The organism is Devosia aurantiaca, from assembly GCF_011058215.1.
Classification (GTDB): Bacteria; Pseudomonadota; Alphaproteobacteria; order Rhizobiales; family Devosiaceae; genus Devosia; species Devosia aurantiaca.
Genome location: NZ_JAALFG010000002.1, coordinates 477,492 through 492,304, shown reverse-complemented (window position 1 = coordinate 492,304; position 14,813 = coordinate 477,492). Strand labels below are relative to the sequence as shown.

At 62.9% G+C, this 14,813-nt stretch carries 17 protein-coding genes and 1 pseudogene; 15 read left to right on the top strand and 3 right to left on the bottom strand.

The features are described from left to right. Positions 1-737, bottom strand: a pseudogene (gene flgF, locus G5575_RS10070) (flagellar basal-body rod protein FlgF). Positions 738-1,013: 276 nt separating this feature from the next. Here flgF and G5575_RS10065 point away from each other — a divergent pair. From G5575_RS10065 to G5575_RS10030, 8 genes are all read left to right on the top strand, one after another. Next, entirely contained in the window at positions 1,014-1,514 is a 501-nt protein-coding gene (locus G5575_RS10065) for a flagellar basal body-associated FliL family protein (protein ID WP_164534197.1), read from the top strand. Then, positions 1,514-2,686, top strand: a complete 1,173-nt coding sequence (gene fliM, locus G5575_RS10060) for a flagellar motor switch protein FliM (RefSeq protein WP_164534196.1) — start codon at positions 1,514-1,516, stop codon at positions 2,684-2,686. Before G5575_RS10065 ends, fliM begins: the two co-directional genes overlap by 1 nt. Next, entirely contained in the window at positions 2,683-3,114 is a 432-nt protein-coding gene (locus G5575_RS10055) for a DUF6468 domain-containing protein (RefSeq protein WP_164534195.1), read from the top strand. Before fliM ends, G5575_RS10055 begins: the two co-directional genes overlap by 4 nt. Further along, entirely contained in the window at positions 3,111-4,073 is a 963-nt protein-coding gene (locus tag G5575_RS10050; protein WP_164534194.1) for a MotE family protein, read from the top strand. The genes G5575_RS10055 and G5575_RS10050 overlap by 4 nt, the downstream gene beginning before the upstream one ends. Before the next feature lie 472 nt (positions 4,074-4,545). Beyond that, positions 4,546-5,034 carry a hypothetical protein gene (locus G5575_RS10045; RefSeq protein ID WP_164534193.1) on the top strand — a complete coding sequence of 163 codons (489 nt, stop codon included), beginning with the start codon at positions 4,546-4,548 and terminating at the stop codon, positions 5,032-5,034. Continuing rightward, complete coding sequence (locus G5575_RS10040) at positions 5,009-6,124, top strand: hypothetical protein (protein WP_164534192.1); 1,116 nt, start codon at positions 5,009-5,011, stop codon at positions 6,122-6,124. Before G5575_RS10045 ends, G5575_RS10040 begins: the two co-directional genes overlap by 26 nt. After that, positions 6,118-6,966 (top strand): tetratricopeptide repeat protein, encoded by an 849-nt coding sequence (locus tag G5575_RS10035; RefSeq protein ID WP_164534191.1) that lies wholly within the window; start codon positions 6,118-6,120, stop codon positions 6,964-6,966. Before G5575_RS10040 ends, G5575_RS10035 begins: the two co-directional genes overlap by 7 nt. Then, positions 6,963-7,688 carry a hypothetical protein gene (locus G5575_RS10030; RefSeq protein ID WP_164534190.1) on the top strand — a complete coding sequence of 242 codons (726 nt, stop codon included), beginning with the start codon at positions 6,963-6,965 and terminating at the stop codon, positions 7,686-7,688. Before G5575_RS10035 ends, G5575_RS10030 begins: the two co-directional genes overlap by 4 nt. Here G5575_RS10030 and fliP read toward each other — a convergent pair. Beyond that, positions 7,685-8,407, bottom strand: a complete 723-nt coding sequence (gene fliP / locus G5575_RS10025; RefSeq protein WP_164534737.1) for a flagellar type III secretion system pore protein FliP — start codon at positions 8,405-8,407, stop codon at positions 7,685-7,687. The two genes, G5575_RS10030 and fliP, sit on opposite strands and share 4 nt — an antisense overlap. A gap of 34 nt (positions 8,408-8,441) precedes the next feature. Next, positions 8,442-9,086: a flagellar biosynthetic protein FliO gene (locus tag G5575_RS10020; protein WP_164534189.1), complete on the bottom strand. Its 645-nt coding sequence runs from the start codon at positions 9,084-9,086 to the stop codon at positions 8,442-8,444. A gap of 220 nt (positions 9,087-9,306) precedes the next feature. On the opposite strand from G5575_RS10020, the gene flgB reads away from it, so the two are divergent. From flgB to G5575_RS09985, 7 genes are all read left to right on the top strand, one after another. Next, positions 9,307-9,711: a flagellar basal body rod protein FlgB gene (gene flgB, locus G5575_RS10015; protein WP_164534188.1), complete on the top strand. Its 405-nt coding sequence runs from the start codon at positions 9,307-9,309 to the stop codon at positions 9,709-9,711. 10 nt (positions 9,712-9,721) lie between these two features. Continuing rightward, entirely contained in the window at positions 9,722-10,192 is a 471-nt protein-coding gene (flgC, locus tag G5575_RS10010; protein ID WP_164534187.1) for a flagellar basal body rod protein FlgC, read from the top strand. Continuing rightward, positions 10,149-10,475: a flagellar hook-basal body complex protein FliE gene (locus tag G5575_RS10005; RefSeq protein WP_207633101.1), complete on the top strand. Its 327-nt coding sequence runs from the start codon at positions 10,149-10,151 to the stop codon at positions 10,473-10,475. Before flgC ends, G5575_RS10005 begins: the two co-directional genes overlap by 44 nt. Positions 10,476-10,758: 283 nt before the next feature. Further along, entirely contained in the window at positions 10,759-11,025 is a 267-nt protein-coding gene (gene fliQ / locus G5575_RS10000) for a flagellar biosynthesis protein FliQ (protein WP_164534186.1), read from the top strand. Between the two features lie 2 nt (positions 11,026-11,027). Then, a complete protein-coding gene (gene fliR / locus G5575_RS09995; protein ID WP_164534185.1) occupies positions 11,028-11,795 on the top strand; it encodes a flagellar biosynthetic protein FliR in 768 nt (255 codons plus the stop codon). Between the two features lie 3 nt (positions 11,796-11,798). Next, a complete protein-coding gene (flhB, locus tag G5575_RS09990) occupies positions 11,799-12,890 on the top strand; it encodes a flagellar biosynthesis protein FlhB (protein ID WP_164534184.1) in 1,092 nt (363 codons plus the stop codon). 251 nt (positions 12,891-13,141) lie between these two features. Beyond that, complete coding sequence (locus G5575_RS09985) at positions 13,142-14,812, top strand: PAS domain-containing protein (protein ID WP_235935913.1); 1,671 nt, start codon at positions 13,142-13,144, stop codon at positions 14,810-14,812. Position 14,813 lies beyond the last annotated feature (1 nt).

Here is a 14,813-nt window from a genome sequence, read left to right as displayed (position 1 = left end):
TTAGGCGTTCGCGTCGCCGAGACGCTGGATGGCAGTGCGGCGCAGGTCGTCCTGCTTGCTGGTCAGCGAAGCGATGGATTCGTAGGCGCGGGTGACGCGGATGAGTTCGGCCATTTCGGCGACGCCGGAAACGTTGGAGCGCTCGACATAGCCCTGCATGACCTGGCTCCCGGTAGCGGCGACGGGGTGCCACCGGCAAAGAGGTTCTGGCCTTCGCGGGTCAGTTCCTGGGCATTGGCGAATTCGACGATGCGCAGCCGGCCCTTGGCGCCTTCGCTCGAAGAAATCGAGCCATCGGCGCCGATGGCAATGCCGGTTTCTTCGGGGCCGAACTGGATCGGGCCGCCGGTGCCGAGAACCGGGTTGCCGGACTGGTCGACCAGGGTGCCGGTATTGCTGATGCCGAAGGATCCGGCGCGGGTCCAGCGCTCGCCGGCGGCGGTCTGGACGGCGAAGAAGCCGTCGCCGTTAATGGCAACGTCGAGGTCGTTGCCGGTCTGCTGGGCGGTGCCGGAGGAGAGATCGTGGATGGTGGCCCAGTCCTGCACATAGGAGAGCGGCTGGTCCATGGTGGGGAAGGTGCGGTCGCGGGCGACCGGCATGGTGTATTCTTCGAACAGGATCTGTTCGGCCTTGAAACCGGTCGTGTTGATGTTGGCGACGTTGTGGGCGACCACATCCATCTGCCGCTGCAAGGCGATCTGGCGGCTGAGGCCGATTAGCTGCGCATTCTCGATCATGACAATCCCCGTGTCAGGCTTCGAGACTGCCTGCTTCCCCAAGCCGGCCGCCTCGCCAGTTTACTTTGCAGAAACCATGCCAAGGTGGATGATTGAGCGGAAACAATGCCTTAGCTGTCAGTGCTTTTCGGCGTCGGGTGGGGCGGTTTGAACGTGGCGGCAAAAGCTGCCCGGCAAAAACTGCCGGTTTGGCCTAGATCTTAACGAGCCGTTAACCATCCAAGCCTTAGCTGGATGGGAGCCGGAATCGTCCGGATTGGTGGGTGTTTGCCTATGGCGGCGGAAGCGGAAGTCGGATCGGAAGCACCGGCCAAGAAGGGCATCCCCAAGCTCTTCCTGATCATCGGCGCTGCGGCCGTGGTCGTTTTGCTGGGCGGCGCTGGTCTCTTTTTCATGATGTCGTCTTCGGGCTCCGCCGAGGCTGCGGCGACGGATGGGCATAGCGGCGACGCAGCCGCGGTGCATGACACGTTCATTTTCAACCTGCCGCCGATGATGGTGAATTTGAATTCGACCGAGGGGCAGACGCCGGCTTTCATGAAGCTGACCGTCGCGTTGGAAGTGGCTGACGAGCACATGATGACCGAGATCCAGCCACGCCTGCCCAAGGTCGTGGATGCGTTTCAGGTCTATATGCGCGAGCTGCGCAAGAGCGACCTCGAAGGCTCTGCCGGCATTTATCGGCTCAAGGAAGAGCTGCTGCGGCGCGTGAACCTCTCGATCTATCCGGCGCAGGTGGAAAGCGTGCTGTTCAAGGAAATCCTGGTGCAGTGATGGCCGGCCCCAGCGATCTCGATAAACTTAGCGACGATTGGGGGCTCGACGACCTCGACACCACTTCGGGGAGCGCCGAGGCGTCCGAGGAAGATCTTGCCGCCGCGGCTGCTGCCGAATGGGCGGCAATGCTTGAGGGTGGCGATGGCGGGGAGGATGGCGGTCCCGACCGCGTGCTCAACCAGGACGAGATCGATAGCCTTCTCGGCTTCGATGCTAGCGCGGCCGGCAATGTCGAGCTGACGGGTGTCCAGGCGCTGATCAATTCGGCGCTGGTGAGCTACGAACGCCTGCCAATGCTGGAAATCGTCTTCGACCGCCTGGTGCGGTTGGCGACGACGTCCTTGCGCAATTTCACCTCCGATAATGTCGAAGTCACGATGGACTCGATCTCCTCGGTGCGGTTCGGTGACTACCTCAATTCCATTCCGCTGCCGGCCATTCTTTCGGTGATCAAGGCCGAGGAGTGGGAGAATTACGGGCTGCTGACGGTCGACAGCAATCTCATCTATTCGATGATCGACGTGCTGCTGGGCGGGCGCCGTGTCGGTGGCAATATCCGCGTCGAGGGCCGGCCCTATACGACGATCGAGATGGCGCTGGCGCGCAAGATGATCGAGATCATCCTCGAGGATACCCATCGCGCTTTCGAGCCGGTGACGCAGATCAATTTCCGGCTCGAGCGCATGGAGACCAATCCGCGTTTTGCTGCGATCTCAAGGCCGGGCAATGCGGCGATCCTGATCGAGCTGCGGATCGAGATGGATGATCGCGGCGGCAAGATCGAGATCCTGCTGCCCTATGCGACGATCGAGCCGATCCGCGAACAGCTGCTGCAGATGTTCATGGGTGAAAAGTTCGGCCGCGACCCGATCTGGGAAGGCCATCTTGCCACCGAAATCTACCAGGCCGATGTCGAGATCGAAGCGGTGCTGCACGAGCAGGAATTGCCGCTGGCAAAACTGCTCAACCTCACGCCCGGGCAGACGGTGATGTTCGATCGCGGACCGTCCGATCCGATCCGGCTGCGCTGCGGCGATGTGGAACTCACCGAGGCCATTATGGGCCATATCGGCAATCATGTTTCGGTGCGCGTGACGCGCCCGCTCAACCCGCCCAAGGTCACCATGGCGGCCTTCGAGGCAATCGACGAAACGATGGAAGGACGATGATGTTCGGGCTGCCGCTTGGATTTCTTATTGAAGGCGCCGTGGCCGTTCTCTTGGCCATGACAATCGGTTATTGCGTCCTGCTCAACGCCCGTCTCAAGCGCCTGCATCAGGACAAGGACGTGCTGCGGCAGATGGTGGCCGACCTCGTCAGCGCCACCAACCTTGCCAACCAGGCGATCAAGGAACTGAAGTCGACTGCGGTCGAAGCCGACCTCAGCCTTACGGCGCGGCTCGACGAAGCCGAGCGTTTCGGGATCGAACTGGCCAACCACGTCAATGCCGGCACCGTACTGATGGAGCGCATCGCGCGCATTACCAGCGTGGCGCGGCACAGCCAGGCCATCGAGCCGGTGGAAGAGCCCAATAAGGTGCGGTCGGCGCTCGAACAGCTTTCCGCCCGTGTGCGCAACCGTGAGGCCGCCGCGTGAAAAACATTCGCCTGCTGCCTGTCGTCATCATGGCTGTCGCAGCCCTTCTGGTTCTCAAGACCATTGGGCTCGTGACCGATGGCGGCTATGTGCTGACAGGCGTCCAGGTGGCGCGCGCCGCAGGCGGCGGAAGCGCTCCCGCGCCAGCGGCAGAGGGTGGCGAAGCACCGACGCTGCCGGGCGAACACACAATCGAAGAAACAACGCCGACGCTCGACGATGCGACGGCGACCGTGGGCGACACCAAGGCCGGTGGCGGACATGGTGCGCCAGCGGCCGAGGGCGAGGGTGAAGAGGCCCATGCCGATGAGGCGATTGCGCCGGTCAGCAACAGCGTCGAAGTGGCTAATGAATGCGCCCCCAAGCCGGTGCTGGCAGAGGGCGAAGAGCCGAGCGAAGATGGCGAGCTGACTGTCGTGCCGGGCGACTGCCCGCCATTGCAGGATGCCCTGCCGCAGATCCTCAGCAATGGTCAGGTTTCCCCGCTTGGCGCCGGTGATACGGCCTTGACCGAGCAGGCCTTGCTGGAGCGGCTGTCCACCCGCCGCGGCGAGCTCGAAAACTATGAGCAGGACCTGGCGATGCGTGCATCGCTGGTCGAGGCCGCGGAAGCCCGGATCGAGGAGCGCCAGCAGACGCTGCAAGGCATCGAGGACCAGATCGCTTCGCTCGTCGAGCAGCGCAAGGAGATGGAAGAAGGCCAGTTTGCCGGCATTGTCGCCATGTATGAGACGATGAAGCCAAAGGACGCGGCCAAGATCTTCAACGCGCTCGATATCGAGGTGCTGCTGCGCGTCGCCAAGATGATGAGCCCGCGCAAGATGGCGCCGATCCTGGCGGAAATGGATACGGTGCGGGCGCAGGAGCTGACCGTGCGCATGGCTTCGGCAAGCCAGGACCCACTGGACAGCATGGCACCCGAGGATCTTGCGGCACTGCCGCAGATCGTGGGGCAGTAGGGTTTAGGGGCGTTAAACCCCCACCCGGCCTCCCCCTTAAGGAGGGGGAGGAGTCGCATCGTGGCTGTGGCTAGATTTGTGATTGGTCACCGGCCAAGCTCCTCCCCCTCCTCAAGGGGAGGTTGGGTGGGGGTGTTCGTTTCCCTTTAGCACCACGTTAAGTCCGGCTCGTTAGGGTAGGCGCGTAAGCGTTGTAACCCTCGCGTTCTTGAGGACTTGGTGCCGGATGGCGCCGCCTGTGGACGCGTCTTATTTTGCGTCGGGCGGGCAGAAGGCCGGTGAAGACTGCGATAGAGGCAGGGTTGCTGCGGACTAGAACAGTCCTTGCAGCAACCGCATTGGCCAGCATGCTGGCGCTGATTGCGCCTGCCATCGCGCAGGAGCAGGGGGGCAGCTGTTCGCCACCCAGGAGGACGGCTATGGCCGGCTGATCCTGAGCTTTCCATCGCTCGATGCGCTGCCGCCTTACCAAATGAAGATCGAAAACGGCGTTTTGTCGGTGGTGTTCAAGGACCCCATCGACATGGTGTTGCCCGATGTCGCCACCACGATGCCGAACTATCTTTCGGTGGCGCGGCTCGATCCGGACCGGCGCGGATTGCGGATCGGCCTCAAGTCCGGGTTCAACTTCAATCGCATCGAGGCGGGCGAGAAGCTTTTTATCGACCTGCTGCCGACCAGCTGGCAGGGCATGCCGCCGGCTCTGCCGCAGGACATTATCGACGAGCTGGCCGGAGCGCGCACGCGTCGCGGCGATCGCGGCGGAACAGGATCGCAAGGCGCGGCTTGCGGCAGAACTCGACCCCAAGGTCAGTGTCCGCATCGGACGCAACGCGACGTTCCTTCGCCTTCAGTTCGACTGGTCGGTACCGACCGAGGGCAAGTTCAACCAGGAGGGCGAGCTGGGGGCCATCGCCTTCGAATGGCCGGTCGGCATGGACCTGACGCCGCTATTAAGTGACCTGCCGGCGGAGATCGTTTCGGTGCAGACCGGCTCGTCGCCGGACGGTGCCGTCGCGACCTTTATGTTCGCCGAGGGCGTTGAGCCGCGCTTTTATGAAGTGACGCCGAGCCAATATGTGCTCGATGTCGACATTGCCGGAACGGGCTTGCCGGAGCTTTTGCCAGCGGAGCTGGAGGCGACTGCGGCGGCGGAAGCGGAGCATGCCGAGCCCCATGCAGAGCCGGAAGTCACCAAGCTTCGCCCCGCTGCGGCCGAGACGATCACGCCGTTCGTTTCGGTGCTCGGGAGCACGGTGCGGTTGGTGTTCCCCTTTGACCAGGACACGCCGGCGGCGGTGTTCCGCCGTGGCGATACGGTCTGGATGGTGTTCGACACGGTCAGCGGCATCGAAAAGCCGGCCGATACTTCGGCGCTCGATCCCATCGCGTCCGAGTTTGCGGTAATCTCGTCGGGCGACACACAGGTGGTTCGGCTCGATCTTTCCGCTGACCGGCTTGCCACGATCGGCTCGGAGGGCATGGCCTGGGTCTTGTCGCTGGGCGACATGATGCTGTCGCCGACGGAGCCAATGACGCTGAGCCGCCGCCGCGACATCGAGGGTTCGTTCGAAATGGTCGCCGATATCGCACGGCCCGGGCGCATCCATGATTTTCGCGATCCGCTGGTCGGCGACATGCTGCAGGTGGTGACAGCCTATCCGCCGGCGCGCGGCGTGACGCGCACGCTCGATTATGTCGATTTTACCGCCTTGCGCAGCGTCCATGGCCTGGTGCTGAAGCCTAAATCGAGCGGGCTGGATGTGGCGATAGAAAGCCCGCTGGCGGTGATTTCGAGCACCGGGGGCTCACGGTTTCGGCGATCGATGCGCTGCGCAATGTGGGCACCGAAGCGCTCGAGGCATCGCGGGCCGGGTTCATCGATCTCCGAGCGCTCGAGGAACTCGATCCCAAGGCGTTCACCGAGCATCGCGATGGACTGGAAAAGCTGGCGGCTTCAGGCGAGGGCAGGGAGCGTGACCTGGCGCGGCTCGATCTGGCACAATACTATGTCGCGAACCGTTTTGGCTTCGAGGCGCTTGGCGTGCTAGACGTGCTCGGGGCCGACCTCAAGGCACAGGACCTCACGCGGCAGATCCGGTCGACCGAGGCGATTGCCAATGTTCTGTCCGGCCGGCCGCGCGATGCCCTTAACACGCTCAATGCCGCATCGCTCAACCAGGATGTGGACGCGCTGTTCTGGCGCACCATCGCGCGGGCCGATGTCTCGGATTATCGGGGCGCCCGGCTAGACGCCATGGAAGCGCGCAGCGTTGCCGACAGCTATCCGCAGTGGGCGCGTAATCGCTTCCGATTGGCCGGGGCGCGCGGCGCGGTGGAAGCGGGCGATGCGGGGCTGGCGGAAAGCCTGCTCGACCAGGTGGAATACGCAAGCCTGGGGGTCGAGGATGCCTCGCTTTACCAGCTGTTGTCAGCGCGCGTCGACGACGTTGCCGGTCGCACGCAGGAGGCGATGGACACCTATGGTCAGGTGATCACCGCCGAAGTGCGCCCGACACGGGCGGAGGCGGTTTATCGCACGCTGCTGTTGCTCGACAAGGAAGGGCGGCTGGACCTCGCCAAGGCGACGCAGACGCTTTCGGCGGAGACGCTGTTGTGGCGCGGCGATGCCTTGGAAGCGGATATGCAGACGCTCCTGGCGCAGCTTTATTTCCGCAATGGCGATTACCGGCTGGGCTTCGAGACGGTCAAGGCGGCGGTGTCGAATTATCCGGAAAGCCCGCCGGTCAATGCCTTGCGCGACCAGGCGCAGGCGATGTTCGGCGATCTTTTCCTGAACGGTATGGCGGATGCAATTTCGCCGGTGGAAGCGCTGGGCATCTATTATGATTTCCAGCATCTGACCCCGCCGGGGCGCGAGGCGACGAGATGATCCGTAACCTGGCGCGGCGGCTGGTGCGCATGGACCTGCTGCCGCAGGCGGCGGAGCTTTTGCAGTATCAGTTGGACAATCGCCTGCGCGGGGTGGCTCGGACGCAGATCGCGGCGGACCTCGCGGTCATTTACCTGGCCGATCGCAAGCCGCATGATGCGATCCGCGTCCTTAACGCGACGCAGCTGCCGGGCATTCCGGAATCGCTGGCGCGGCAGCGGCGGATTCTCGAAGCGCGGGCGATGATCGATGGCGGGCGCGATCAGTTGGCGCTGGACTTGATCAGCACCATGGATGGGCAGGACGTGGCTCTCCTGCGCATCGACGCCAATTGGAAGGCGCGGCGCTATTCGCAGGCTGGCGAGATGATCGAGGCGCTTTATGCCAATGGGCAAGAGGGGCAGCCGCTCGACCGGCCGACGCGCATGAACCTGATCAAGGCGGCGGTGGGCTATGTGCTGGCCAGCGACAGTTTCGGGCTGTCGCGGCTGCGGGCGAAATTCGGCGAGCAGATGGTGAATTCTGCGGAGTGGCCGATGTTCGACTTCGTCACCGGGCCGATCCAGACCACGAGCCTCGAATTCAAGAAGGTGGCGGCCGAAGTGGCGGCGCAGGATAGTCTCGAGGCGTTTCTCGCATCGTACCGCCAGGCCTATGCCGGCGAGGGCGCGCTGGCGCCGCTCAATGCGACGGAGCCCAATGCCGAAGTGGCGTCGCTCTAGCTAACGAAGCTGCGGACGAGGGAGCCGGCGACGAGGTACCAGCCGTCGACGAGGACGAAGAAGATCAGCTTGAAGGGCAGGGAGATGACGACCGGGGGCAGCATCATCATGCCCATGCTCATCAGCACCGAGGCCACGACCATGTCGATGACGACAAAGGGCAGGAAGAGCAGGAAACCGATCTCGAAGGCGCGGCGGAGCTCGGAGATGATGAAGGCCGGGATCAGGAGCTGCAGCTCGATGGATTCAGGGTCGGCGGGCGGCTCGGCTTCGGTGAGGTCGTAAAAGAGTTCGAGGTCGCGGTCGCGCACATTGGCGCGCATGAATTCGTGCAGGGGCGCGGCACCCAACTCAAACGCCTCGGCGAACTCGATTTCACCTGCCATCAAAGGCGCGATGGCCTGGTCATAGCTTTGCTGCAGAGTGGGCTGCATGATGAAGAGGGTGAGGAACAGCGCCAGCGAGATCATCACCGAATTGGGCGGCGCGGTCTGAAGGCCTATGGCTGTGCGCAGGAGCGAGAGCACGACGACGATGCGGGTGAAGCTCGTCACCATGACGAGGATCGAGGGCGCGAGCGAGAGGAGTGTGATCAGCCCGATGAGCTGGATCGCGCGCTCGGTCAGCGTCGTGTCGTCGCCAAAATCGATGGAAAGATCTTGCGCCTGGGCGCCGGCGGCCAGTGCGAGAAGCAGGCCTCCGGCGATGGCAATGGGCAGGCCGCGGCGGGCCCAGCGCTTAAGGCGCGCGCGATCAGCGGCGATGGGCTTCGGTGCTGCTGTCGTGTCCAAACGCGGTGCTTTCAGCCGGATTGCTGCCGACCTCTTTAACTGAGTCGGAAGCCTGAACGGCTGAAATGTCGGTGTTTTGCCCCATCAGCGTCGGATCCTGCTGGGTCACCGGGCGCAGGAGGCCGGTGTGACGGAGCGAGACACGGGTCTTGCGGTCGCCGGTATGGCCGGCCTGCTGGAGCGCTTCGAGCACGGTACCGGGCGCAGCCTTCATGGCTGGCGCCGCGGGTTCAGCCATGACCGGGGGTGCCTTGGGGGCGGGGCGGTTGACCGGGACGGACGGGATGGGACGGCGGGTCGCGACGGGTTGTTCCTCGATGACCGGGATGCCGGTTTCGATCACGACATCCTGCGGGCCGCCGGTGAGGATCAGGTGTTCGACTTCGTCGCGGCGGATGATCACCAGCTGGCGCTTCTGGTCCAGTGCCAGCGTGTCGACCACGAGCAGGCGGCGATTGCGGCCGCGGACGGCGTTGCCGGACATGTTGAAGACGAACTTGAGGAGCCAGACGCCGAGAACGATCAGGACGAGCACGGCGCCGAGCGCGAAAAGCACGGTCAGAATGGTGTTGCCGCTGCCGCCAAAAAGGCTGGTGATGAATTGCACTGGCCGAAAACTCCCGCTGCGTTCCGTCGCGAACGCCCTATAACCGATCGAAGCGGCGCTTGCCACCGCCCGAATCTCTTGCGGCACTTATTGCCTAGTTCATGGCACAATTGTGCAAAATGCGAGAGCGGCAGCAGCGGTAACCGGGGTCCGTTAACAGTCCATTAACCACGACCCGGCAAGATTTGCCCAGCGCGTCCTGCGCGGTGGGAGTCGGGCCATGGGCCTCATGGACATGCCGGTGTTTTCGGCGCTGAGCGACAAGATGCGCTGGCATCAGACGCGGCAGGGCCTGCTTGCCGAAAACGTCGCCAATGCCGAGACGCCCGGATATCGCGGCCGCGACCTCGCCCAGTACGATTTTGCCGACCGCCTGCAGGCGATGAGCTCGGCCAGCGTTTCGACGACGGCGACGCAGCCGATGCATTTTTCCATCAGCTCGGGCGATGGCTCTTTTGGGGCGCAAGCCATGGCCAATTTCGAACTGACGCCGGAAGGCAATGGCATCACGCTCGAAGACGAGATGATGAAAGTCACCACCAACATGATGGACTACCAGGCTGCGACTTCGCTTTACCAGAAGTCGGTCCGCATCCTGCGCGTCGCCATGGGCAAGAACGTTTAGGGCGTAAGAGATGGACTTTAATTCCTCGCTCCGGATCGCCGCGACCGGCATGCATGCGCAGACGGCGCGCATGCGGGTGATCGCCGAAAACATTGCCAATGCGGATTCTGCTGGCAAGGCGCCGGGCGACGAGCCCTACCGCCGGCGCGTGCCGACCTTCCAATCGCATTTCGATGCCGAGGTGGGTGGCCGCGTGGTCGAGATCGGCAAGCTTGCCAATGACATGAGCGACTTCACGTCGCGCTATGAGCCGGGCCATCCGGCCGCTGACGAAAGCGGCTATGTGCAATATCCTAACGTCAACACGCTGATCGAAACCGTGGACATGCGCGAAGCGCAGCGCTCCTACGAAGCCAATCTCAACGTGGTGACCGTGACGCGGCAGATGCTCGGGCGCACGCTCGACCTTTGCGCGGCTAATTTCGAGGACCTGATCCATGGCCATTTCGACCCCGTTCAACGCCGCCACCAACGCTTATAATAGCGCCAGCCGCCTGATGAACCAGGCGGCAAAGCCCAATACGGACCTCACGGCGAAAGCCTCGGGCGGCAACTTCGCCGACATTCTGGCACAGAACGTCCAGGGTGTCGTCGACCAGGGCAAGGCCTCGGACGCCATGGCGATGGACATGGTGAGCGGCAAGGCCAATGTAGTCGACATGGTGACGGCGCTGACCGAGACCGAAATGGCGATCGAGAGCATGGTGACGCTGCGCGACCGGGTGATCACGGCGTATGAAGAAATTATGCGGATGCCGATTTAAAATTTGGGGTTCTTCTGTTCCTCCCCTAGAGGCGGAGGATAGCGACGCTAGGACCCTTAGGTCAGTAGCAAAGCTTGGTGGGGTGGGGCTGCGAAGTCCATTCCCGGGGCCCCACCCCACCCTCATTCCCTCCCCTCCAGGGGAGGGAGGCGATAGAGCCGATGCCCTGTTGGACTATTTTCCCGACTACGGTGTGCCTGACCTCGTGGTTCGACAAGCTCACCATGAGGTCTCTGGGAGTTCGTGGTAGGACTTTGTTAGTGATTCCTTCGGACCTGACCCTATGACCGGCGCAGAAGTGCTCGATATTGCTAGCCAGGGCATCTGGACGCTGTTGATCGTTTCGGCGCCTATGATGATCGTCGGGCTGGTGGTTGGCGTCGTCGTCGCGCTGTTCCAGGCGCTGACGCAGATCCAGGAACAGACGCTGGTCTTCGTGCCCAAGATCGTCGCTATCTTCATCACCATGCTGCTGACCCTGCCGTTCTGCGGCGCGGTGATGGCGGGCTACATGAACCAGGTGGTCGATATGATCATCGTCGGTGGCTAGAGGTGACGCTCAGCCTTGATTGGCTGCCGGCCACCGCTTTTACCTACATCATCTTGTTCGTGCGCATCGGCGCCATCCTGATGCTGATGCCGGCTCTGGGCGAGCAGACCATTCCGGCGCGCATGCGGCTTGGCTTTGCCCTGGCCTTTACACTGGTCGTATTTCCGCTCCTGAGCGGCATCATGCCGGCAATGCCTGAGGATCTTGGCGGCATGGCGGGGCTGATGTTCCACGAGCTGGCGGTGGGGCTGATCATCGGCGCCATCGTGCGCATCACCGTAATGGCGACGCAGGTGGCCGGGGCGATCGTCGCGTTCCAGGTCGGGCTCAGCGGCGCGCTTGCCTCCGATCCGACGCAGGCGGGGGTGCAATCGGCGATCTTTGCGAGCTTTCTGTCATTTTTAGGCGTGACGCTGATCTTTGCCACGGACCTCCACCACATGGCGCTGGCTGCGGTCTATGACAGCTATATGGTGTTTTCGCCCACCGATCCGCTGATGTTCGAAGATGCCATGCAGATGGCGGTGCGGACGGTGGCGGGCGCCTTTGCCGTCGGCGTTCAAATGTCGGCGCCGTTTATCGTCTTCGGGTTGGTCTTCAACCTCGGGGCAGGAATCCTTGCCAAGCTGATGCCGCAGCTGCAGGTTTATTTCGTGCTCATGCCCGCCAATATCATCGTGGGCATCCTGCTGTTTGCCGTGCTCCTGATGATGATGATGGGCTGGTATCTCACGGCCTTTGAGAGCCATCTTGCTATGTGGCGAGGGTAATTCATGTCCGACGAAGCCCCGGAACAGGAATCAAAAACAGAAGACCCCTCCCAAAAGAAGCTGGAGGATGCCCATAAGAAGGGCGATGTGGCCAAGAGCCAGGAGGTGACTGCCTGGTTCATGCTGTTGGGGTCGGCTATCGTCTTTGCCGCCATGTCGCCCTGGGGGGGGGAGGAGCTCGGGGCGTCGCTCAGGCTGATCCTGCTCAATGCCGATCAGTTCGATGTGGAGGGCGCGGGCTTCGGCAGTTTCTTCAACGGGCTGGCCTTCACGGTTGTTGGGCTCGTGCTGGCGCCGCTGGTCGTGCTGATGATCTGCGGCGTGCTGGCAAACCTGGTGCAGCATCGGCCGGTCTGGTCGTTCGAGCCGGTGACGCCGAAATTTTCGAAAGTCTCGCCGCTTGCCGGCTTCAAGCGGCTGTTTTCGATGGAGGCGCTGGTCAATTTCGGCAAGGGCCTTGCCAAGATCGGCGTGGTCGGGACCGTGGTGTTCATGGTGTGCTGGCCCGAACGCGACCGGCTGGACACGATGATGACCGCCGATCCGGTGGCGATCCTGATGGATTTCCAGGAGCTTGGGGTCAAGATCTTCATCGCCGTCTTGATCGTCGTCACGGCCATTGCTGCGGCTGACTTCTTTTATGTCCGCCAGAAATGGTGGAAGCGGCAGATGATGACGGTCCAGGAGACCAAGGAAGAATACAAGCAGCAGGAAGGCGATCCGCATGTCAAAGGCAAGCTGCGCCAGATGCGGCAGGAGCGGTCGCGCAAGCGCATGATGGCTGCCGTGCCAGACGCGACCGTAGTGATCACCAACCCGACCCACTTTGCCGTCGCGCTCAAATACGACAAGGACATGGCCGCGCCCAAATGCGTTGCCAAGGGCGCCGACGCCGTGGCGCTGCGCATCCGCGCCCTGGCGACCGAGAACGACGTGCCGATCGTCGAGAACCCGCCTTTGGCGCGCGCGCTCTTTGCCGCCATGGACATCGACGACACTATTCCCAATGAGCACTTCAAGGCTGTGGCTGAGGTCATCGGCTTCGTGATGCGGTTGAAGCAGGGCAAGGCTGGGGGCTGGCGACCGAGCGCTTAAATCACCTCCTAGACCTCATGGTGAGCCTGTCGAACCACGAGGTCGCAGCCACTGAGGTCGGGGTGCCCGACCTCGTCCTTCGAAAAGCTCAGGATGAGGTCTTCGTGGGTTGGAGACTTAGTCAAAGCTCGGCGGTGGCCATAGATCGGCTGTCGAAAATCCTGCTTCACACTCCCCCCGGGGCGGTCCATTTGCTAGACCTCTTTTGATGTCCCGATTCGGGACGAGCCCGCGCGCTGGAGCTGAACACGATGGCATCGACGCCGCTCGGCGAGGATAATTACCCCGAACCCGTTTTCAACGCGGGGCGCGGCGGCGCAGGCCTGTGGCGCGTCGTGCTTCTGGCGGCAGTGCTGATCATTGCCGCGGTGGTGTTTTCCATGTTTGGGGAGCAGATCCCGACCGAGCTGGTGATGACCTTTGTCGGCCTTTTGGCCGTGTCTGGCGTGTTCTTTCTGTTCGGGCTTGCCGCGGGATTGTTCCGCTTTGCCTCGACCGAGGATCAGCGCACGATCAGCCATGCCGTGGTCGACAGCCTGCCTTTTGGGGCGGTGATCGCCGATCGCGATGGCAAGATTTCCTATGTGAACAATCAGTACGGCAATTTTTCCGGGGCTATCACCAATGGCGTCCCGGTGAGCGTGCCGCGGCTCTTTGCCGGCTATGCCGATGCGGGCGAGGCCATCTACCGGCTGTCGCGCGCCGCCAAGGATGGCCGCAGCGCCATCGAAGATATCCGCGTGCCTGGCGGGCTGGGCGGATCGCAGGCCGAGGCGGGCAGGGTGTTCTGGTATCGCGTTTCGGTGCGGCCGCTGCCGCAGACGGATGACGCGCGCACGCCGCTGGTTGCCTGGTCGGTCGAGGACATTACCCGCGACCGCGAAAGCAATGAGAGTGCCTTTCGCGACCTGCAGCGGGCGATCGACTATCTCGATCACTCGCCGTCCGGCTTCTTTTCCGCCGACGCACAGGGCCGCATCCAGTATCTCAATTCGACCCTGGCCGATTGGCTGGGCTATGACCTGGCCGAGTTCAATGCCGGGCAGCTTGAAATGCGCGACATCGTGCGCGGCGATGGCGCATCGCTGTTGATGCGGGGCAGGGGCGACGGCGAGATCCGCACAGAGATTATCGACATCGACCTGGTGCGCCGCAACGGCACCGCCTTGCCGGTGCGCCTGCTGCATCGCGCGGCGCGTCTTGCCGATGGCGAACTGGGCGAAACCCGGACCCTGGTGCTCGATCGCTCCAGCGCGCCGGACACGGAAGAAGAGCTGCGGGCTGCCGAAGTGCGCTTTTCACGCTTTTTCAACGACACGCCCTTTGCGATCGCGACGCTGGACGGGCAGGGGCGGATCGTGCGCACCAATGCGCCGTTTGGCCGGATCTTCCGCTGGTCGGGCGAAAGCAAGAGCCTTGAAATGCGGCCGATCCACGAGTTGATCGGCGAGGCCAGCCATGAGCGGCTCAAGCGCGCGTTGGCCGATGCTTCAGCGCAGCGCTCCGAGGTCGAGCCGGTCGATGCGGTGCTGAGCGTCGAGGGCGATCATGCGGTGCGGCTCTATATTTCCGCCTCCGAGACCAGCGCCGGCTCGCCGGAGCAAATCAATGTCTACGCGCTCGACATGACCGACCAGCGCAAGCTCGAAGCGCAGTTCGCGCAATCGCAGAAGATGCAGGCGGTGGGTCAGCTCGCCGGCGGAGTGGCACACGATTTCAACAATCTGCTGACCGCCATCATCGGCTTTTCGGATCTACTGCTTTTGAAGCACAAGCCGGGCGATCCGTCCTTCAACGAACTGATGCAGATCAAGCAGAACGCCAATCGCGCCGCGGGCCTGACCCGGCAGCTACTGGCTTTCTCCCGCCGACAGACGCTGCGCCCGCAGGTGCTGGAACTGCCGCTGATCGTCGATGACTGAC